General features: G+C 65.2%; 20 protein-coding genes. 11 read left to right on the plus strand and 9 right to left on the minus strand.

All coding sequences use genetic code 11. The annotated features are described in order from the left end of the window. Window positions 1-15: 15 nt before the first annotated feature. Entirely contained in the window at window positions 16-507 is a 492-nt protein-coding gene (locus ACV959_RS05165) for a DUF2244 domain-containing protein (protein WP_475738848.1), read from the plus strand. 2 nt (window positions 508-509) lie between these two features. Here ACV959_RS05165 and ACV959_RS05170 read toward each other — a convergent pair whose 3' ends face one another. Beyond that, window positions 510-1154 (minus strand): DedA family protein, encoded by a 645-nt coding sequence (locus ACV959_RS05170; protein WP_475738849.1) that lies wholly within the window; start codon window positions 1152-1154, stop codon window positions 510-512. Here ACV959_RS05170 and ACV959_RS05175 point away from each other — a divergent pair. Beyond that, on the plus strand, window positions 1128-1685 hold the full coding sequence (locus ACV959_RS05175) for a hypothetical protein (RefSeq protein WP_475738850.1): 558 nt from the start codon (window positions 1128-1130) through the stop codon (window positions 1683-1685). The genes ACV959_RS05170 and ACV959_RS05175 overlap by 27 nt on opposite strands. A gap of 367 nt (window positions 1686-2052) precedes the next feature. Here ACV959_RS05175 and gloA read toward each other — a convergent pair whose 3' ends face one another. Continuing rightward, entirely contained in the window at window positions 2053-2493 is a 441-nt protein-coding gene (gene gloA / locus ACV959_RS05180) for a lactoylglutathione lyase (RefSeq protein WP_475738851.1), read from the minus strand. A 106-nt stretch (window positions 2494-2599) separates the two neighbouring features. On the opposite strand from gloA, the gene ACV959_RS05185 reads away from it, so the two are divergent. From ACV959_RS05185 to ACV959_RS05205, 5 genes are all read left to right on the plus strand, one after another. Next, complete coding sequence (locus tag ACV959_RS05185; RefSeq protein ID WP_475738852.1) at window positions 2600-4000, plus strand: cation diffusion facilitator family transporter; 1401 nt, start codon at window positions 2600-2602, stop codon at window positions 3998-4000. An 89-nt stretch (window positions 4001-4089) separates the two neighbouring features. Further along, a complete protein-coding gene (locus ACV959_RS05190; protein WP_475738853.1) occupies window positions 4090-4719 on the plus strand; it encodes a hypothetical protein in 630 nt (209 codons plus the stop codon). Between the two features lie 30 nt (window positions 4720-4749). Beyond that, a complete protein-coding gene (locus ACV959_RS05195) occupies window positions 4750-5769 on the plus strand; it encodes a hypothetical protein (protein ID WP_475738854.1) in 1020 nt (339 codons plus the stop codon). A gap of 1 nt (window position 5770) precedes the next feature. Next, complete coding sequence (locus tag ACV959_RS05200) at window positions 5771-7489, plus strand: Dyp-type peroxidase (RefSeq protein ID WP_475738855.1); 1719 nt, start codon at window positions 5771-5773, stop codon at window positions 7487-7489. Window positions 7490-7537: 48 nt separating this feature from the next. Continuing rightward, window positions 7538-7798 (plus strand): exodeoxyribonuclease VII small subunit, encoded by a 261-nt coding sequence (locus tag ACV959_RS05205; RefSeq protein WP_475738856.1) that lies wholly within the window; start codon window positions 7538-7540, stop codon window positions 7796-7798. Here the strand turns inward: ACV959_RS05205 and ACV959_RS05210 are convergent, their stop codons facing one another. From ACV959_RS05210 to ACV959_RS05235, 6 genes are all read right to left on the minus strand, one after another. Next, a complete protein-coding gene (locus tag ACV959_RS05210; RefSeq protein WP_475738857.1) occupies window positions 7799-9115 on the minus strand; it encodes a DUF3422 family protein in 1317 nt (438 codons plus the stop codon). 63 nt (window positions 9116-9178) lie between these two features. Next, complete coding sequence (locus tag ACV959_RS05215) at window positions 9179-9610, minus strand: hypothetical protein (protein ID WP_475738858.1); 432 nt, start codon at window positions 9608-9610, stop codon at window positions 9179-9181. A gap of 111 nt (window positions 9611-9721) precedes the next feature. Continuing rightward, window positions 9722-11350 (minus strand): alpha-D-glucose phosphate-specific phosphoglucomutase, encoded by a 1629-nt coding sequence (locus ACV959_RS05220; RefSeq protein WP_475738859.1) that lies wholly within the window; start codon window positions 11348-11350, stop codon window positions 9722-9724. A 128-nt stretch (window positions 11351-11478) separates the two neighbouring features. Continuing rightward, the gene (locus ACV959_RS05225; protein ID WP_475738860.1) at window positions 11479-11862 is read right to left on the minus strand and encodes a hypothetical protein; all 384 of its coding nucleotides are present in this window, start codon (window positions 11860-11862) and stop codon (window positions 11479-11481) included. Between the two features lie 142 nt (window positions 11863-12004). Next, complete coding sequence (locus tag ACV959_RS05230) at window positions 12005-12454, minus strand: cyclic nucleotide-binding domain-containing protein (protein WP_475738861.1); 450 nt, start codon at window positions 12452-12454, stop codon at window positions 12005-12007. A 59-nt stretch (window positions 12455-12513) separates the two neighbouring features. Then, window positions 12514-13179: a winged helix-turn-helix domain-containing protein gene (locus ACV959_RS05235; RefSeq protein WP_475738862.1), complete on the minus strand. Its 666-nt coding sequence runs from the start codon at window positions 13177-13179 to the stop codon at window positions 12514-12516. Here ACV959_RS05235 and ACV959_RS05240 point away from each other — a divergent pair. Continuing rightward, window positions 13163-13690 carry a L,D-transpeptidase family protein gene (locus tag ACV959_RS05240; RefSeq protein ID WP_475738863.1) on the plus strand — a complete coding sequence of 176 codons (528 nt, stop codon included), beginning with the start codon at window positions 13163-13165 and terminating at the stop codon, window positions 13688-13690. The two genes, ACV959_RS05235 and ACV959_RS05240, sit on opposite strands and share 17 nt — an antisense overlap. Here ACV959_RS05240 and ACV959_RS05245 read toward each other — a convergent pair. Then, window positions 13681-14349: a YggS family pyridoxal phosphate-dependent enzyme gene (locus tag ACV959_RS05245; protein ID WP_475738864.1), complete on the minus strand. Its 669-nt coding sequence runs from the start codon at window positions 14347-14349 to the stop codon at window positions 13681-13683. The genes ACV959_RS05240 and ACV959_RS05245 overlap by 10 nt on opposite strands. A 135-nt stretch (window positions 14350-14484) precedes the next feature. Between ACV959_RS05245 and ACV959_RS05250 the strand changes: the two genes are divergently transcribed. From ACV959_RS05250 to ACV959_RS05260, 3 genes are all read left to right on the plus strand, one after another. Then, window positions 14485-15087, plus strand: coding sequence for an HdeD family acid-resistance protein (locus ACV959_RS05250; RefSeq protein WP_475738865.1), 603 nt, complete (start codon window positions 14485-14487; stop codon window positions 15085-15087). Between the two features lie 66 nt (window positions 15088-15153). Then, window positions 15154-17787 carry a leucine--tRNA ligase gene (leuS, locus tag ACV959_RS05255; RefSeq protein ID WP_475738866.1) on the plus strand — a complete coding sequence of 878 codons (2634 nt, stop codon included), beginning with the start codon at window positions 15154-15156 and terminating at the stop codon, window positions 17785-17787. Window positions 17788-17953: 166 nt separating this feature from the next. Continuing rightward, complete coding sequence (locus tag ACV959_RS05260) at window positions 17954-18403, plus strand: hypothetical protein (protein WP_475738867.1); 450 nt, start codon at window positions 17954-17956, stop codon at window positions 18401-18403. Window positions 18404-18411: the final 8 nt, after the last annotated feature.

Below are 18411 nucleotides of genomic sequence, written 5' to 3' on the forward strand. Positions count from 1 at the left end.
GCGCTGTTCGGGACGATGAGCGACCCTCTGGAGGAAAGGATTTTCGCGACGCGGCTCGTCCCGCACCGCTCCATGACGCCGCGCGCCTTCTACGTCTTCATCGTCGCCTTTTGCGTTGCGCAACTCATTTTCGCGTTGCCTTTTCTCGTCATGGGCGCCTGGCCGGTCGCCGGCTTCATGGGGCTCGACGCGCTGGCGTTGTGGATCGCCTTCCGCATCAGCTTCCGGGACGCCCGCGCCTATGAGACGCTGGACGTGACGCCGCTGGAGCTCGTCTTCGCCAAGGTGGCGGCGAGCGGGCGGCGGAGGGAGTGGCGCTTCAACCCGTCATGGGTCCGGCTGGAACAGCAGGTGCACGAGGAGTTCGGCACGCTGAGCGTCGCCCTGGTCTTTCGCGGAGAGATGGTCGAGGTCGGCTCATTTCTGGGGCCGGACCAGAAAGCGGAACTCGCCCGCGACCTGGCCCGCGCGCTGGCCGCGGCGCGAAGGGGCCCTCGCTTCGGCTGACGTCAGCGGTCGCGTCGCGCGAGCGCCGTTTCGGCTTCGGCCAGCAGGCGGGACTCGTTGAGCTTGTAATATCGCCACAGGAGAACGAGCCCCGCCAGCGCGGACAGCGCGGCCGCCGTCGCGAGGGGGCCTTCGATCTCCTGAAAACTCGCGGTGAGGCGATAGGCGCCATAGCCGAAGACGATCGCCCAGACGATCCCGCCCGATGCGTTGTAGACGAAGAAGCGGCCCGGAGGCAGGCGGTTTGCGCCCGCGAGCAGCGCCGCGAGAATGCGCAGAAGCGCCACGAAGCGCCCGAAGAAAACGATGGCGCCGCCCCATTTGAGAAAAAGATACTGGCCGAGCCGGATCCTATCCGGGCCAAGGCCAATGCGATGGCCATGGCGTTCCAGAAATTTCACGCCGAACTCCCGCCCGACCCAATAGCCCACATTGTCGCCGGCGATGGCGCCGGCCGCAGCGGCGGCGACGACGGCGTCAATGGACAGGAGGCCGGAAAGCCGGGCATAGATGGACGCACCGACGAGCAGGGTCTCGCCGGGCAGAGGAAGTCCCGCGCTTTCGAGAGCGACGACAGCGAAGATCGCCCAGTACCCATATTCGGCGAGGATAGAAGCGATATGCGCCTGATCGAGTATTTGACTCATCTCACGCCGATGCGACCGAGTTCTGATGACATAAAGATCGAAGAAAACAAAAAGCGACACCGCCGTCGCGATGTCGCTTCATGCGTCTCCCGCCTCCTGGCGTTATTGATATCTGTGCACGCCGGCGCAGTTCGATCCGATCGACACGCAACGGGCAATTGCCCGTTCGTCGTCGACGAATACGGCTCCATCTTCGAGCGCGGGCTCAAGCACCGCGCGCAGTCCTTGAAGCAGCGGTTGATCGGTCCCGGAAATTTTTTCGCGCAAGGCTTCGAGAACGCCATTATCGGCGCGCCGCGCAAAATCCCTCACGACAGCCGATACGAACCTGCCGACATTCATGCCCTTCTCGTGCGCGGCGACGCGCACCCGCTCGGCAAAGCGGCCGCCGATGCACATCAGCGCCGCTTGAGCGACTTTTTCGTTGGAGCAGGAATGGATCAAATCCGCAATCAGCATGACGTCCTCCGCTTTTCCCTTTTCCCTCAGCTTTTTTTACCCTCTTGGTTGCGATTGTTCCGCACGGCGTAAAACCAGCCGGCAGAGGATTGACGCTGGAACGGAGCGACGGAACAAGCTGTCCGACCTCCGCGTTTTAGGAGCGGTCCCCTCAAGGGAGCGCCGCTCAGAGAGTTCTCTGCCCTGTCGCCGGCATGAAGCCGATCGGCAGGCAGAGACTACTAACCGCGTCAGAATAACGAAGCCCTGTGACGAGCTTACGACGATCGACGCGAAGAATTTTGGCGACGGAGGCGCAGCGCCGTCCCTCCTGAACCCCCGTATCGGTCTAACGCTCCACTTGGGCTAAAGTTTCATGCCCAAGAGGAATTTTCTTCGCTGCGTCTGCTCACGTAAATCGTGGGACGACGCATTTTGCGGCGCAGCGCGTTCTCTCGCCTCACCAGCTTCCGACATTGGCCGCCGAGGCCCAGGGCTCGGCCGGCTCCAGCGGTTTGCCTTTCTGGAGCAATTCGATCGAAATTCCGTCGGGCGTGCGCACAAAGGCCATGTGACCGTCGCGGGGCGGCCGGTTGATCGTGACGCCCGCTTGCTGAAGCCGGGCGCAGACCTCGTAAATGTCGTCTACGGCGAAAGCGAGGTGGCCGAAATTGCGCCCGCCGGAATATTCGCGCTCATCCCAATTGTAGGTCAGTTCGATCGTCGGCGCGCCGGTGCGCAGGGCCTCGTCTGCGTCTTCCGGCGCCGCAAGATAGACGAGCGTATAGCGCCCCTTTTCGTTCTCTGTGCGGCGCACTTCGCGCAGGCCCAGAATGTCGCAGAAAAAGCGCAGCGAACGGTCGAGATCGCCTACGCGGATCATCGCATGCAGAAACTTCATTCCCTTGAACTCCGATTGACCCAGCCATGATAACACTGTTGCGGCGCCGCGGCGCGCTTGCTAGGCGAAAGCCTGTCGAACCATCCTGCGGCGGACACGATTCCTCATGACCGAGACGAAAGCGCTCGACGCGACGGGCGCCAGCCGGAAACTCGCCGCCGCTCGGGCCTCCATCGCCGCGAGCGCGCTGCTCGCCGCAACGAAGCTCGCGGCCGGCCTCTGGTCCGGCTCGCTCGCGCTGCTGTCGGAGGCGGGTCACGCTTTCGTCGACACGGGCGCGACGGCGCTCACCTATTACGCGGTGCGGGAAGCCGAAAAGCCGGCGGACGCCGAGCATCACTACGGACATGGAAAATATGAGGCGCTTGCGGCGCTTGTCGAGACCGGCCTGCTGTTCGGCCTCGCGCTCCTCGTCGTCGGCGAGGCGATCCGTCGTCTTGGCGCGGGCAGCGTCGAGATCGACGTCGGCTGGCCGGTCTTCAGCGCGCTCCTCGGGTCAATTCTGGTCGACGCCGTCCGCGCCCGCCAGCTCGGCGTCGTCGCGCGGGAGGAGCGCAGCGACGCCTTGGCGGCGGACGCCATGCATTTCGCGAGCGATCTTGTCTCCTCCGTGTTCGCGCTTGCGGGAGTCGTCGCCGCGCATTACGGCTTTCCGCAGGCGGACGCGGTGGCCTCTCTCGGGGTGGCGGGCTTCATCGCCATCGCGGGCTATCGTCTCGGCCGCCGCACGATCGACACGTTGCTCGACGCAGCGCCCGGCGATCTGTCGCCCCGGATCGAGGCGGCGATTCGCGGCGCGCCGGGCGTGATCTCTCTCGAGGGTCTGCGGCTGCGCAGCATGGGCGCCGAGGCGATTGGCGAGGCGACGATCGGCGTCGCGCGCAGCCTGCGCGTCGAGCAGGCCGCCCGCATCAAGGAAAACGTGACCGCCGCCATCCGCGCCGTCGCGCCGCATGCGCGCGTGACGGTGACCGCCGACCCGCGCGCGCTAGACGACGAGACCGTGACCGAGCGGATTATGCTCGTCGCCGCGCGTCGGCGGCTCTCCGCGCATCACGTCGTCGCGCAGCAGATCGGCGAGCGCCTCGCGATTGGCCTCGACATCGAAGTCGACGGCGCCATGCCCATGGGGCGGGCGCACGCCATCGCCACCGATTTCGAAAACGCCATTCGCGACGAATTCGGCGCCGACGTCGAAATCGAAACGCATATCGAGCCGCTCTCGCCGCATGTGCTCGTCGGGCGCGACGCGGACGCGCCGATCGCGGGCGCAATCGCCGAGGCGCTGCAACGTCACGGCGCGGTTGTCGGTTACGTCGCCAATGTGCACGACGTGCGCGTTCGCGAGATGGCCGGCGGTCTCGTCGTAATTTATCACTGCCGCGTCGATCCGGCCGCTCCCGTCGAGACGATTCATGCGGCGGTCGACCAAGTCGAGCGCCGCGTGCGCGAGGAATATCCGGAAATCCTCCGCATCGTCGGCCACGCGGAGCCGAGCGATCATTAAAATGCGAGGCGTTCGCGCCGGATATTGTGTTTTTCGACGAAGCGCCATAGGCTCTTTACGTTTGCTGAAATGATTTCGAGGCGCGGGACATGTCGAACGTCGCCGGCAAGGCATATGCGATCAACGCTCTTTCGCCGATGCGGCGACATCTGACTTGGCTGACAGATTTCGCGTTCATGTTCGCGCGGTCCAAGCCATCGACGCTGCGGTCGCTCCTGGGGCTCTCCTTCATCCATTTCGCGCGCTGGGTGATCGTGCGCCGCAACGACTGGCCCGACCTCGGGCAGGGCAAGCAGAATCTGACCAACGACTATCTTCTGTTCTGCTCAAATTTCAACGGCACCTGGGATCAATATATCGACGCCTTCGCCGACGGCTTTCCGAGCGGGCTGGATTTCTTCTGGACGACGAGCACGAAATATCCGCAGTCGATCCCGATCACGCCCTTCAAGAACTACATCCGCGTCAATCAGGCGGACACCGATTATTATTACAATGCGACGCCCGGCGCTGCGCAATGGGACATCAAGGCCGCATTGCGCGTCCGGCGCGAATTGCTGGCGCTCGCGCGCGAGAGCAAGGAGCTTTCCGCCGAAGAGTTCCAAAAATCGTATGTGAAACGGCTGCTGAAAGTTCAGCACGATCTCGGCTCGCAGGGCTATGCGCCGGTGGCCAGCAACGACACGTACGCGGCGGACCGTCTGCGCCGTCGCGCCTGATTGGCGCATGTTTCAGCCCGGAGTTTCGATATGCCCAATTTCGATTGCGGGGCTTACTTTCTGTCGACGCTGATACCCGTGAAGACCATCGTGGCCGATCCCGAAAAAGGCGCGGAGGCGTCCCCGGTCCATCAGCTGCGGGCGGCGCTCGCGAAGCTCGCGCCCGCGCAACAGACGCCTTTTTGCACGGGGACGAGCCCCTTCGCGAAAAATGCGCGCAATCACTTCGCGCGTTTCGTCGTCATCGAGGACGTCGCCTATGTCGGCCGCAAGCCGGTCAACGCGCTTTTCACCGTCCTAACGGAATTGCTGGCGCCGCCGCGCCTGCATGTGAATCCGGTCAATCCTCAGGCGCAGGATCATCTCTCCAATCCGTTTCTGTTCTTCTCGGCGGATTTCGACTCGGCAAGCGGCGGCGACAGCGAGCGCGACGCCTATCTCGTCGAATTGTGGAACGCTTCGGGCGACGAATTGAGGGAGGTCTTCCGGCACTGTGAACGATTCGAGGAAGTGACCGACGCGGAAAGTTTCGCGCGCTATATAGCGCGTTGCCAGGTAAAGACGACTATGCCTTTCCATGACTATTTCATGGACAATATCCCCATCAAGGAGCATCCCGACAGCCTGTCTCCTGAAGCTGGACGTCTGCCCGAGATCAGCATCTGGACGTATACGGCCGTCTTTGCGGCGACGGCCTTCGCCGTCTATTTCCTGTTGCAGTCGGTCGCCGACTCGGCTTCACATCTCTTGTGGCTTTTGCATGTTGCGCTGGGCTTCGCCGCCGGCACGGCCGCGGTCGTCTTCATGGCGAATCAGGCGGGGGAGAAGCCGTTCCCGCCGGCTGAGAACGCGACATTGCCAGAGGTGTTGAAGGCGCTCTATCTGCGCGACCATTTCACGCGCTTCGCCATCGACAACCAGACCCTCGCCGTCGATCCCGCGAAGGCGCAGGCGTTGCAGGAGCGCTTCTGCGAATTCGCGCGCGCGCATGAGCCCGAAAATGTGACGTCGCCGACGCAGGCGCCGGGCGCGATCGGCATGGGGGCCTGAGATGGCTGTGACTCTCGATCTCGCCGACATCCAGGGCAATATTCTCGCGGGTTATGGCAAGCAGGGATTTCCCTATGGCCGGATGCTCCTCTTTTTCATCGAGGAGACCGGCGACGCGCAGACGCGCGCAGACAACGGCCGGCGCTTCATCGACGCGCTGCGCCCGCATGTGACGAGCGCGCTGCGCTGGGAGGGCAAGCCCTCGAAGCCCGGCGAAAAGCTCGTCCCCAGGCCGGCGGTCACGCTCAACATCGCCTTTACCTACCCGGGGCTTGTGGCCATTGGCGCGCCGACGCGCACTCTGCGCGTCATGCCCGACGCCTTCATCGACGGCATGGCGAAGCGCGCCCGTCTTCTGGGCGACGATTTCGCCGGCGCTGACTGGCGCTCGAAATGGGACGAGGTATGGCAGGACGACGCGCGGCCCGCGCATATCCTCGTGTCGCTGAACGCCCGGACGGAAACGCGCGGCAAGCTGGACGACATGACCGATCTGGTCATGGAGGCCGCGCGGCGCAATGGCGTCATGCGCCTTGAAGGCCACAACCGGAAGGGCGCGCCGCGCGCGCCCTATCAGGAACTCGCCGCCCTGTTCGGCGCCGATGGCGAGCCGCGCCGGGTAGAGCATTTCGAACTTGCCGACGGGATCAGCGATCCCGTCTTCGAGGGTCAGTATCTCTTCGGCGACGGGGAACTGCAGGCGCGCGGCAATGGCGCGGTGGACGGCGAGGGCAAATGGCGTCCGCTCGCGACGGGCGAGTTTTTGCTGGGATATCCCGACGAGGCGCAGGAAACCTCTGGCCCCATCACGCCGATTTCCTTTTTCCGCAACGGCACGTTCATGGCCTATCGCAAGCTCCATCAGAATGTGAAGAGCTGGCGCGATTTCATCGCGAGAGCTGCTGCGGATTTTCAGAAAGTGTCGGGAATCGAGACAGTCGAGGACGCGGCGAATCTGCTGATCGCAAAGATGGTCGGCCGCTGGCGGGACGGCGTTCCGCTCTCGAAGGCCGCCGATTTCGCGGCGAAGGAAAAATTCGACAGCGACTATGGTCCGAAAAAGAAAGAGCTGAAAGCGCTCAAGAAAATCAAGAGTCCCTCGCCGCCGCAGGAAGCGCGGATTCGCGACCTGGAAAAGGAACTGCAACTGGCCTATTCGGATTTTTCCTACGCGAACGACCGCCAGGGCGGAACCTGTCCGCTGACGTCGCATACGCGCCGGGTCAATACGCGCGACGGGCTCGACCCGCGCGGGGATCTGACCGATCCGAAACTTGCGATTCTCAAAGGCGGCTCCGTGCTCAATAACCGCCGCCGCATCCTGCGCCGCGGCCTGCCTTACGGCGAGTCCGGGCCCGACGCGACGGACGAGGGCGAGCACGGCATCGTCATGCTGGCGGTTTGCGCGGACCTGTTCCGGCAGTTCGAATTCGTGCAGCAGCAATGGATCAATTACGGGCTCGACGCGCGCGCCGGCAGCGACACATGTCCGATCGTCGGCAATCATTCGCTCGGCGCCGACGCGACGGATCCGGAGGCCCGCCGGCGGAACGGACCGAAGGCGAAATTCGTGATTCCCGCCGATCCGCACGGCGCGCGGCCGCCCTTCATCGTCGAGGGAATACCGCAATTCGTGGAGATGCGCGGCGGTGATTACTTCTTCGCGCCGAGCCTGACAGCGCTGCGGATGATCGCCGAGGGCGCCGTGGACCCGACATGAGCGCGCGGCGGCGTAGCCAAAGGCGCGCGTCTGCGTTAGAACCGGCGCATGCCCACCGAAAAGACCGAAAGCAGCGTGAACGTCGCCGAAATGGCCTTCGAGAAGGCCATGCAGGAGCTTGAGCGCATCGTCGGCGAACTTGAGAAGGGCTCTGTCTCGCTGGACGAGTCGGTTCGCCTTTACGCCCTCGGCAAGGCCTTGCAGGAGCGTTGCGAAAAGCTCCTGGCCGACGCAGAGGCGCGGGTCGAAAAGATCACGCTCGGGGAAAACGGCGCGCCCAAGGGCGTCGCGCCGCTCGATCTGGAATAGTCAGTCGATCTTCTCTTCCTTGGCGGCGCGGTTGGAGAGAAACCGCACGCGCGCCATGAACGCCCATGAGACAAGCAGCGCGAAGGGAACGGCGATCGCCTCGATGACATCGGCCGAAATTGTTGGCGGCAGGGCGCCCGCGTCCTTCATTCCCTTCGCAACAAAGGCGAACAGACCGACGAGATAATAGGCGAGGCCGGCGACGGATATGCCCTGCACCATGCGATTGAGACGCATTTGCAGGCGCGTGCGGCGAACCATGTCGTCGAGCAGCGCGCCGTTCTGGCGCTCCATCTCCAGCGTGATGCCCGTGCGCATAAGATTGGTGGTGCGCGCGACGTCGGTCGAAAAGCGCGTCTGCCGCGCCTGGAGCGCGTTACAGGTCTCGATCGCCGGGTCGAGGCGCGCACTGAGGAAATTCGAGATCGTCGGATATTGGCCTTCCTTCGTCTCCTGCAGGAGTTCAAGCCGGTTCTTGACGAGCGCGTGATAGGCGCGGCTCGCGCCGAAACGAAAGGCCGTGCGCGTCGATAGCGCCTCATTGGCCGCCAGCAGATCGGAAAGACGCTTCAACAGCTCGTGGCTGTCGAGCGCGCCGCGATCCGAGCACAGGGCGTGGGTGATCTCGGACAGTTCCTCCTCCATCATGGCGATGTCTGGCGCCACAGAGCGGGCGAGCGGCAGGCCGAGAAGCGCCATGGTGCGGTAGGTCTCGACCTCCAGCAGCCGCTGCGCGAGGCGGCCCGCCTCCAGCGGCGGCGCGTGCAACGTGCGGATCGCGAGCCGGGTGAAGCCCTGCGCGTCGACGGCGAAATCGGTGAGGGCGTGGGCGCCGTCCTTGCCCAGCCCCACGACGCAGAGGCTTTGCGAGTTGAATTGCGCCGCCAGTTCGTCGAGCGAAATCTGCCGGTCGACGACGCAAAGATGCGCAGCGACGACGAGGCGGCCCGGCGGGCGGAAAGCGATCTCGTTTGTTCCGATCGGATCGGGATGGTGGAAGGGCCGTTCGGCGTCGAGCCAGGTCGACCAAGTGTAGGTGGTGAATTCGGTGTGCTCCTCCCAGCGCAGTCGCCAGTCGCGGAAGCGGAAATAATGAAACTTGGCGTCGGGCGGCGGCGGTTCGCCCCCGCCGGCGCGCGCCAGTTGCTCCAGCGCGGCGCGGTCGGCCGCCGCTTCCTCACGGCTCGTCGCAAAGGCGAAGTGATAGATGCGGCGGGGAACGCGCAGCGGCAGGAAGGGCCGGGCGTGCAGCTCCGCGAGAATCGTCGCGCGCGATTCATGTTCGATCCACCGTGCGCCTGCCGCCGCTTCGTTCATGCCGCCCTCCTGCGTCAGCCGCGTTTATAGCTGTGGGGAGCGCCGGATGGCGAGGCGGTCGCGTCAGATTTCGCGCGACTTGTTCGGGTCCGTCTTCGAGGCCCGGATCATGAAGGCCTCGCCGCGGCTCAGTTTCTTTCCCTCCGGCCAGTCGTTAAATATGCGTTTGCCGGAATGGGTGCGGTTGTCGACCGGAGAGACATATTCATATTCGAGACGGATCTTCGATCTGACTGTGAAGCCCTGCCATTTCGGATGGTTCTTCACGGCGTAATGTGCGACGTCGCAAGCGACGACGTCCGAAGTGGTCGTGGCGCGCCCGCTCTTTTTCTCCATGTAGCAGAGCTCCGCCACGTTGGAGACGCGCGCCTGCGCCGGGATGTAATGGGCTTTCTTGTCATATTGGTCATAGGCGAAGTACAGACCGCTACAGCCGATCATGACGGCGCCGATCTTCATTCGCAGAAATTGATGATCGAGAAAGGTTTTGATCACTGCGCGCTCCCATTGCCGCTTGGCGATGGGTCATGCTAGCGCGGAGCTCGTTCGTTCTTCCCCAAGCGGCAGGATTAACGCCGGTTACGCTTAATCCCCGCTGTCACATCTTCAAGTAATCACGCTCGGCGCCGTGCGTCCCGTGAAGCGTTCGATCCCGGCGATCTCGCGCGAGAGCGCGATGAGGTCGGCGAGCGCCGCCTGCGTTTCCACGAACTGCTTCGCGGGGTCCGGCTCGTAGCGTTCTATGTAGACGCGCAGCGTCGCGCCCGCCGTGCCGGTGCCCGAAAGGCGATAGACGATGCGCGAGCCGTCCGCGAACATAACGCGCAGGCCCTGATTTTTCGAATCCGAGCCGTCGACCGGATCGTGATAGGCGAAATCGTCGGCGCCGGCGACTTCGAGCGCGCCGAACGTCCTGCCCTTCAGGCTTGGCAGCCCGTCGCGCAGCGTCTTGATGAGCGCATTGGCGCCGTCGGCGTCGACCTCCTCGTAGTCGTGGCGGGAATAATAGTTGCGGCCATAGGTCGCCCAGTGCTCGCGCACGATCGCGTCGACGCTCTGCTTGCGCGCCGCGAGAATGTCGAGCCACAGCAATACGGCCCAGAGGCCGTCCTTCTCGCGCACATGGCTGGAGCCGGTGCCGGCGCTCTCCTCGCCGCAGATCGTCACGAGTCCGGCGTCGAGCAGATTGCCGAAGAATTTCCAGCCGGTAGGCGTTTCATACATCCCGACGCCCAGCTTCGTCGCCACGCGATCGGCGGCCCCGCTCGTTGGCATGGAGCGCGCGATGCCGGCGATGCCGTTCCTGTAGCCCGGCGCGAGATGAGCGTTGGCGGCGAGAATGGCGAGGCTGTCGGAGGGCGTCACGAAGCGGTTGCGCCCGATGATGAGATTGCGGTCGCCGTCGCCGTCCGAGGCCGCGCAAATGTCGGGCGCGTTTTCCGACATTGCGAGATCGTAGAGGTGCTTCGCATGGACGAGATTGGGGTCGGGGTGATGGCCGCCGAAATCCGGCAGGGGATCGCCGTTGAGCACGCTGCCAGGCGCGGCGCCGAGCATGCCTTCGAGGATCGCCGTGGCGTAAGGCCCCGTCACCGCCGACATGGCGTCGAACTTCATGGTGAAGCCGGCGCGGAAGGCGTCGCGAATGCGGTCGAAGTCGAAGAGCGTCTGCATCAGCGCGGCGTAGTTCTCGACGCTGTCGACGATCTCGACGCGCATGGCGCCGATCTGCGACGCGCCGGGCCGGTCGATGTCGATATCGGGCGCATCCTCGATCTTGAAGGACGTGATTTCCTTCGTGCGCGCGTAGATCGCGTCCGTCACTTTCTCGGGCGCCGGGCCGCCATTGGCGACATTATATTTGATGCCGAAATCGCCCTGCGGCCCGCCGGGATTGTGGCTCGCCGAAAGGACGACGCCGCCGAAGGCCTTGATGGAGCGGATGAGCGCCGAGACGGCGGGAGTCGAGAGAATGCCGCCGCGCCCGACCACCGCGCGGCCGAAGCCATTGGCGGCGGCGATCTTCAGGATCGTCTGGATCGCCTCGCGATTATAGTAGCGGCCGTCGCCGCCGCCGACGAGCGTCCGCCCTTCGAAGCCCTCCAGGCAGTCGAAGATCGACTGAACGAAATTCTCGACGTAATGGCGCTGCTGGAAGACCGGAACCTTCTTGCGCAGCCCCGATGTGCCGGGCCGCTGGTCGGTGAAGGGGGTGGTTGCGATCTCTTTCGCCATTCCTGCCTCTTTGCGCGGGCGGGCCTCGGCGGCCGCCGGATGAGCGCGCAATCTTTAGGCGGGAAGGCGTTAAAAAAACGGCGGCGCGGGCCCGCGCCGCCGTCTGCACAGCGATTATCGGAAGGCGCTCACCAGCCCCAGTAACCGGAGGACGGATACCCGTAACCGTAGTAATATGGGGAATATCCGTAATTATAATACGGATAATAACCGCCGTAATAGCCGCCGCTCGAGGCGGCGAGACCGGCGCCGAGCAGGCCGAGGCCCACGCCCGCGGCGATCGCCGCGCCGGGGTTGTAATGGCGGCGATAATAGCCGCCGTAATAGGGATGATAGCCGCGGTAGTAACCGCCGCCCCACCGGCGGTACCAGACCTTGTCAGCCTGCGCCGACAGGCCGACGGCGGCGGGCGGCGCCGCCATCGGGGCGGCGAAAACATCCGAAGGCAGGGCGGCCGCCAGAACCGCGCCGCACAGGGCGCCGGACAGCGCCTTCTCGATGCCCTTACGCATATCGATCCTCCAAATGCGGGCGACATCCTACGCTACGCAACCGGCCCGCCGAGCTTACGCGTCAACAATTCTATTTAATCCGGGAACGACCGTCTGGGAGAGGGGCGGTCGCGTCTTTTCGCCGCGTAACGTAAATCCGCGATCAATCCCCGCTTGAGAGGCTCGCGGCGGCGTTGCGGGCGAAGTCGATGAGCCGGTCGCGGAAGAAATCGCGCGTCCGCGCCGCAGTCAGCGGATGCCGTTCGAGGATCTGATGAAAGGTCTTGCGGTCGATTTTGAGCACGGTGGTCGGCTCCGTCGCCCGCGCCGTCACCGGCCGCAGGGAGGGCGAGACGAGGGCGGTTTCGCCGATAAGCGCCCACGGCCGCACGATATGGGCGGGCGGCCTGCCGTCGTCGTGCGTCGAGAGGGCGACCGAGCCGAAGGTGAGGATGTAGCCGCCGTCCGACTCATCCCCGCGGTGAAACAGCGCCTCGCTCGCCCGCAGGAGGCGCGTCTGCGAGGAGAAGGCCAACATGCGAAGCGCGCCCGTCTCGAAAATGGCGAAGAGCGGGATGCGCGTGAGATTGTCGATATCGTCGTCGGGAGTCATTCGGCTTCCACAGAGCCGCAGTCATATCGTTTTTTTAAGGCGTGGGAAGCGCCTCGCCCTCAATCCGGCGCGCGGGGGCGCGCGAGCCGGTAGCCGCCGCCCTCCGTGAGCAGCCGGCGCGGGCGCGACGGATCCGCCTCGATCTTGCGGCGCAGGCGGCAGATATGCGTTTCGAGCGTCCGGGTCGAGACATTCGGGCCATAGCCCCAGACCTCGGCGAGAAGGGCGGCCTTGGGAATGACCGCGCCCTCCGCGCGCGCGAGCCGTTCGAGAATCGCCGCCTCCTTTTCGGTCAGCCGGGCGCCGAAGCCGGCGTTTTCCTCCCGCGCCGCACGCGCTGATTCGAGGCTGGCGACGAGGTCGGAGAAGCGAAACGGACGCTTCACGACCGCATCGGCGTTGGGGCAGGCGCCGGTCGAGATCGTCAAGATTGCGTCGCCGAAGCCGCTTTCCCGCAGCCGTCCGGCCAGCGTGACCGCGTCGCAGGCCTCCGCGTCGAGCAGAAAAGCGTCGGGCCAAGGGGCGGCGAGCGCCGCTTCGCCGTTTTCGACAGGCTGGACGTCGAAGCCGCCCAGCGCCTCGAACTGCTCGGCGAGCAAGGCCGTGAGCCGAGGGGCGGCGACGATGCGGATCATGCAGGTCATCGCCGGCCGGAAAGTCTGATATGAAGGCTGATCCTCATCGGCGCGATTTTCCGTCAGGGCGGCCATGCGTTCAACAGTCATCACAACGCTGCGCGTGTCGCGGCGCATCTGCGGCAAGCCGCACGAGGGGCGGTTGATCGCGGGCGGGCTCGTCCTGCCCTGCGCGCTCGGCCGCAATGGCGTGACGCGCTTCAAGCGGGAGGGCGACGGCGCGACGCCGGCGGGCGAATGGGCCGTCCTGCGTTTTTATCTGCGCCGTTCCGCCTTCCTGCGCGCCCCCTGGCGGCTGACGCGCCGCGACGACATCTGGTGTGACGACGCGCGCTCCTTCCTCTACAACCGCCCGCTGCGCGCGCCCTCGCGGTTGAGCCACGAGGAGATGTGGCGCAATGACCGGCTCTACGACGTCGTCGGCGTGATGGACTACAATCTCAGGCCGCGCGTGCGCGGGCGGGGCAGCGCGATATTTTTCCACGTCGCGCGTGAAGACCTCGGGCCTACGGCCGGCTGCGTGGCGCTGCGCGCGCGCGACATGGCGCGGCTGCTGCCGCGGTTAGCGCGCCGCGTCGCGATCATCGTGGGTCAGGGATAATCCCGTGCGCCCATGATCGCGGAGCCGATGCGCACATAGGTCGCGCCGAGCTGAATCGCGAGTTCGAAATCCGAGCTCATGCCCATCGAGAGTTCGCCGAGCCCGTTCCGCTTCGCGATGTCGGCGAGCAGCGCGAAATGCGGCGAGGCCTGCTCGTCGACCGGCGGCACGCACATCAGGCCCGAAATCTCCAGCCCGTGTTTTTCGCGGCAAAGCGCGATGAAGGCGTCCGCCTCCTGCGGCAGGACGCCCGCCTTTTGCGGCTCGGCGCCGGTGTTGACCTGCACGAAAAGTCGGGGACGCTTGCCCTGCTTGTGCATTTCCTCGGCCAGCGCGGCGGCGATCTTTTCGCGGTCGACGCTCTGAATGACGTCGAACGTCTCGACGGCCTCCTTCGTCTTGTTCGATTGCAGCGGGCCGATGAGATGCAGTTCGACGCCCGGGAATTTTTCGCGCAGCGCGGGCCATTTGCCCATGGCCTCCTGCACGCGGTTCTCGCCGAAGACGCGATGACCCGCCTCCAGCAGCGGAACCACGTCCTCGGCCGGAAAGGTCTTGGTCACGCAGACGAGCGTGACGGCTGCGGGGTCGCGGCCGCAGTCGGTCGCGGCGCGGGCAATGGCGGCTTTGGCGCCGTTGTAGCGATCGATGATGGTCATGAGGGCCACATCGGGGATTTGCGGCCGGGGGTCAAGTCGCCCTTGCGGCCGTGCGGCGGGAGCCTATCTCCCCATGGCGAACCGCTTTTCGGAGAGAAGAAGCCGCGCCGCCGGGAGGCGCGGCGAAGGACGCCTATGCCGTCGAGCGAGACGTTCCATAGTGACTCGTTTCTCGATCACGCGGCTCATTGCCGCGCCAAATGGGCGTGGTTCGTCCTGCTCGGAACGCTTTTCATCGCGTCCGGCGTCTTCGCGGTCTTCAACGTCTTCCTCGCCACCGTTTTGGCGGTCCTTTACATCGGCGTCGCGATGATCGTGTCCGGCCTCTGGGAGATCGTCACCGCTTTCCAGATGCGGCCGCGGGGACGCGCCCTCCTTTGGGCGGGCGTCGGCGGCCTGACGGCTTTCACCGGCATGGCCGCCGCCCGATTTCCCCTCCAGACCGCCGTGTCCCTCACGGCGCTCATTGGCGCGCTGCTCATCGCCGCGGGCGTCGTCAAGATCGCGCTCGCATTTCTGCTGCGCGATCTCGGGCGATGGGAGGTGGTGGCGGTCGCCGGGGCGTTGAGCCTGCTCTTGGGCGCGCTCATCCTCGCCGAATGGCCGGCGTCCGGGCTTTACACGCTGGGGTTCTTCCTCGGGGTCAATCTAATGGCCGAGGGTTTCGGCTGGGTCGCGATGGGGACAGCGGCGCGACGGACGGCGCGATCGTCGCGACGAGGGCGGGCTTCCCTTTGACAACCCCCCGCTCGCCCGGCATTTAGGGGCGCAATTCTCACCGCTCCCACCGGACAGCCGCCCTCCATGAGACCCGACCGTTATAATTTCGCCGAAGCCGAGCCGCGCTGGCAGAAGACATGGGAGGAGCGCGACGTCTTCAAGGCGGGATCGAAGCCCGACGCGCCCAAATATTACGTGCTGGAGATGTTTCCCTATCCCTCCGGGCGCCTCCACATGGGCCATGTCCGCAACTATTCCATGGGCGACGTCATCGCCCGCTACATGCGCGCCAAGGGCTATGACGTGCTGCATCCCATGGGCTGGGACGCGTTCGGCCTGCCGGCGGAAAACGCCGCGGCGCAGACCGGCGCGCATCCCGCCCGCTGGACCTACGCCAATATCGCGGCCATGCGCGCCCAGCTCAAGACGCTCGGCCTCTCGCTGGACTGGTCGCGCGAGATCGCGACCTGCGATCCGGAATATTACAAGCACCAGCAGAAACTCTTTCTCGACTTTCTGAAGGCCGGCATCGTCGACCGCAAGAAATCCAAGGTGAACTGGGACCCGGTCGACATGACCGTGCTCGCCAACGAGCAGGTGATCGACGGGCGCGGCTGGCGCTCCGGCGCGCTCGTCGAGCAGCGCGAGCTGACGCAGTGGTTCCTCAAGATTACGAGCTATTCCGTCGAGCTGCTGGAGGCGCTCGACACGCTGGAGCGCTGGCCCGACAAGGTGCGCCTCATGCAGCGCAACTGGATCGGCCGCAGCGAGGGCATGCTGGTGCGCTTCGCGCTCGCAGAGCCGCTGGATGATGCGCGCGAGGTCGAGGTCTTCACGACGCGCGCCGATACGCTGTTCGGCGCGAAATTCGTGGCGCTCGCCGCGGATCATCCATTGGCCAAGGCCGCCGCCGCGAGGAATCCGGCGCTCGCCGAATTCTGCGAGGAATGCCGTCGGGGCGGCACGTCGGCCGAGGCGATCGAGACAGCCGAGAAGCAGGGCTTCGACACCGGGCTTCGCGTCGTGCATCCCTTCGATCCCAACTGGACGCTGCCGGTTTACGTCGCGAACTTCATCCTGATGGATTACGGCACGGGCGCGATCTTCGGCTGCCCGGCGCATGACCAGCGCGATCTGGATTTCGCGACGAAATACGGGCTCGGCTTCAAGGTCGTCGTCGCCCCCGAGGGCGTCGACGCCATCGAACTCGAAGCGAAGATCGCCAAAAGCGGCGAAGCCTTCGACGCCGACGGCAGACTCGTGAACTCCGGCTTCCTCGACGGCTTCACCGTCGAACAGGCGAAGAATGAGGTCGCCAACCGCCTTGAGAATACAGCGCTGTTCAACGCGCCGCAGGGCGTGCGCAAGGTGAACTACAAGCTGCGCGACTGGGGCGTGTCGCGCCAGCGCTATTGGGGCTGCCCGATCCCCATCATCCATTGCGAGACCTGCGGCCCCGTGCCCGTTCCGGACGCCGATCTGCCGGTGAAGCTTCCCGAGGATGTGAGCTTCGACCAGCCCGGCAATCCGCTCGACCGCCATCCGACATGGAAGAATGTCCCCTGTCCCTCCTGCGGAAAGCCGGCGCGCCGCGAGACCGACACGATGGACACTTTCGTCGACTCGTCCTGGTATTACGCGCGCTTCACCGACCCGCTGAACGCCGACGCGCCCGCGAGCCCCGAGGCGCTCAAACGCTGGCTGCCGGTCGATCAATATATTGGCGGGATCGAGCACGCGATCCTGCATCTGCTCTATTCCCGCTTCTTCGCCCGCGCTATGCGCGATTCCGGGCATGCGGCGGTCGCCGAGCCCTTCGCCGGCCTCTTCACGCAGGGCATGGTCGTGCACGAGACCTATAAGGGTCCGGACGGCTGGGTATCGCCCGCCTCGATCCGCATCGAGAGCGGGGAGGGGGGACGGCGCGCCTTCCTTCTCGATGGCGGCGCCGAGGTCGAGATCGGCCCCATCGAGAAGATGTCGAAGTCGAAGAAGAATACGGTCGATCCCGACGACATCGTGGCGAGCTACGGCGCCGACACGGCGCGCCTTTTCGTGCTCTCCGACTCGCCGCCCGACCGCGACGTGATCTGGTCGGACGAGGGCGCTCAAGGCGCCTGGCGCTTCGTGCAGCGCCTGTGGCGCATCACCGGGGAGCTTGGCCATGTCGCGGCGCCTGTGGGGGCGCAGGCTCCGGCTGAGATCGGCGCGGAGGCGCTCAAGATTCGCAAGGCGACGCACAAGACCGTCGCGCAGGTCTCCGAGAACATCGAGCGCCTGCGCTTCAACAGCGCCATCGCCCGCATCCGCGAATTCGTGAACGAACTCACCGCGGCGCTCGACGCCGTGACGCAGACGCCGGTTGGCGCCGATCTCGCCTTCGCCTTCCGCGAGGCGACGGACGCGCTCATCCGCCTCGTAGCGCCCATGACGCCGCATGTCGCGGAGGAATGCTGGACCGATCTCGGCCACAAAGGGCTGGTATCGGAAGCCGACTGGCCGGCCGCCGACCCGGCGCTCGTCGCGCAGGACATGATCAGCCTGCCCGTGCAGGTGAACGGCAGGAAGCGCGCGGAGATTCTGGTGGCGCACGACGCCGACGAGGAAACGATTCGCAAAGAGGCGCTCGCGCAAGATGGCGTGATCCGCGCCATGGAAGGCAAGCCGCTCAGGAAATTCATTCTCGTGCCGAAGAGGATCGTCAATGTGGTCGTTTAGCGAGGCGAGCCGCGCGGCGAAAGACTTGCTTTCTCCGAGAAGCCCGCAGGCGGCGCCTCGGCGCAAGAGGTCGAGAGTTTGGCGGCTAATTCCGGCGTTTCTCGCCTTCTCCGCCGCGCTTCCTCTCGCAGGCTGCATCGAGCCGTTGTACGGCGCGAGCGGCGGCTTGGACAATTCGTCGCTGGCGACCGAGCTTCAGGCGATCGAGGTTGACGAAATTCCAGGTCGGATCGGCCATTACATCCGCAACGAGCTGATTTACGGCTTCAACGGCACGGGCTCGACGGTTCAGCCGCGCTATCGTCTTTCCGTCACCCTGCGCGAGCGCGTGCAGACGCCGATTCTCGACACGGTCACCGGCCGCGCCACCTCCGCAACGGTCATCGCCGACGCCGACTACCGGCTTGTCACCTGGCCGCAGAATGTGGAAGTGACCAGGGGCACGGCCTTTAATATCGCGAGCTACGACCGCTTCTCGAACCGTTTTTCCAACGTCCGCGCGGCGCGCGACGCGGAAATCCGCGACGCCAAGGTGATCGCCGATTCGATCCGCACGCGCGTCGCGACCGAATTGGCGGCGTGGGGACCGGCCTCCGCCCCGACTCCCGCCCGCTGACGCGGGAG

The organism is Methylocystis sp. Se48, assembly GCF_056269425.1.

What these genes read in the sequence shown, in the direction of transcription:
- ACV959_RS05195 (WP_475738854.1), top strand. Translation starts at nt 4,750, where the DNA reads ATGCCCAATTTCGATTGCGGGGCTTACTTTCTGTCGACGCTGATACCC.
- ACV959_RS05170 (WP_475738849.1), bottom strand. Translation starts at nt 1,154, where the DNA reads ATGAGTCAAATACTCGATCAGGCGCATATCGCTTCTATCCTCGCCGAA.
- ACV959_RS05250 (WP_475738865.1), top strand. Translation starts at nt 14,485, where the DNA reads ATGCCGTCGAGCGAGACGTTCCATAGTGACTCGTTTCTCGATCACGCG.
- ACV959_RS05185 (WP_475738852.1), top strand. Translation starts at nt 2,600, where the DNA reads ATGACCGAGACGAAAGCGCTCGACGCGACGGGCGCCAGCCGGAAACTC.
- ACV959_RS05200 (WP_475738855.1), top strand. Translation starts at nt 5,771, where the DNA reads ATGGCTGTGACTCTCGATCTCGCCGACATCCAGGGCAATATTCTCGCG.
- ACV959_RS05235 (WP_475738862.1), bottom strand. Translation starts at nt 13,179, where the DNA reads ATGACTGTTGAACGCATGGCCGCCCTGACGGAAAATCGCGCCGATGAG.
- leuS (WP_475738866.1), top strand. Translation starts at nt 15,154, where the DNA reads ATGAGACCCGACCGTTATAATTTCGCCGAAGCCGAGCCGCGCTGGCAG.
- ACV959_RS05165 (WP_475738848.1), top strand. Translation starts at nt 16, where the DNA reads ATGAGCGACCCTCTGGAGGAAAGGATTTTCGCGACGCGGCTCGTCCCG.
- ACV959_RS05230 (WP_475738861.1), bottom strand. Translation starts at nt 12,454, where the DNA reads ATGACTCCCGACGACGATATCGACAATCTCACGCGCATCCCGCTCTTC.
- gloA (WP_475738851.1), bottom strand. Translation starts at nt 2,493, where the DNA reads ATGAAGTTTCTGCATGCGATGATCCGCGTAGGCGATCTCGACCGTTCG.
- ACV959_RS05205 (WP_475738856.1), top strand. Translation starts at nt 7,538, where the DNA reads ATGCCCACCGAAAAGACCGAAAGCAGCGTGAACGTCGCCGAAATGGCC.
- ACV959_RS05220 (WP_475738859.1), bottom strand. Translation starts at nt 11,350, where the DNA reads ATGGCGAAAGAGATCGCAACCACCCCCTTCACCGACCAGCGGCCCGGC.
- ACV959_RS05240 (WP_475738863.1), top strand. Translation starts at nt 13,163, where the DNA reads ATGCGTTCAACAGTCATCACAACGCTGCGCGTGTCGCGGCGCATCTGC.
- ACV959_RS05190 (WP_475738853.1), top strand. Translation starts at nt 4,090, where the DNA reads ATGTCGAACGTCGCCGGCAAGGCATATGCGATCAACGCTCTTTCGCCG.
- ACV959_RS05245 (WP_475738864.1), bottom strand. Translation starts at nt 14,349, where the DNA reads ATGACCATCATCGATCGCTACAACGGCGCCAAAGCCGCCATTGCCCGC.
- ACV959_RS05225 (WP_475738860.1), bottom strand. Translation starts at nt 11,862, where the DNA reads ATGCGTAAGGGCATCGAGAAGGCGCTGTCCGGCGCCCTGTGCGGCGCG.
- ACV959_RS05210 (WP_475738857.1), bottom strand. Translation starts at nt 9,115, where the DNA reads ATGAACGAAGCGGCGGCAGGCGCACGGTGGATCGAACATGAATCGCGC.
- ACV959_RS05175 (WP_475738850.1), top strand. Translation starts at nt 1,128, where the DNA reads ATGCGCCTGATCGAGTATTTGACTCATCTCACGCCGATGCGACCGAGT.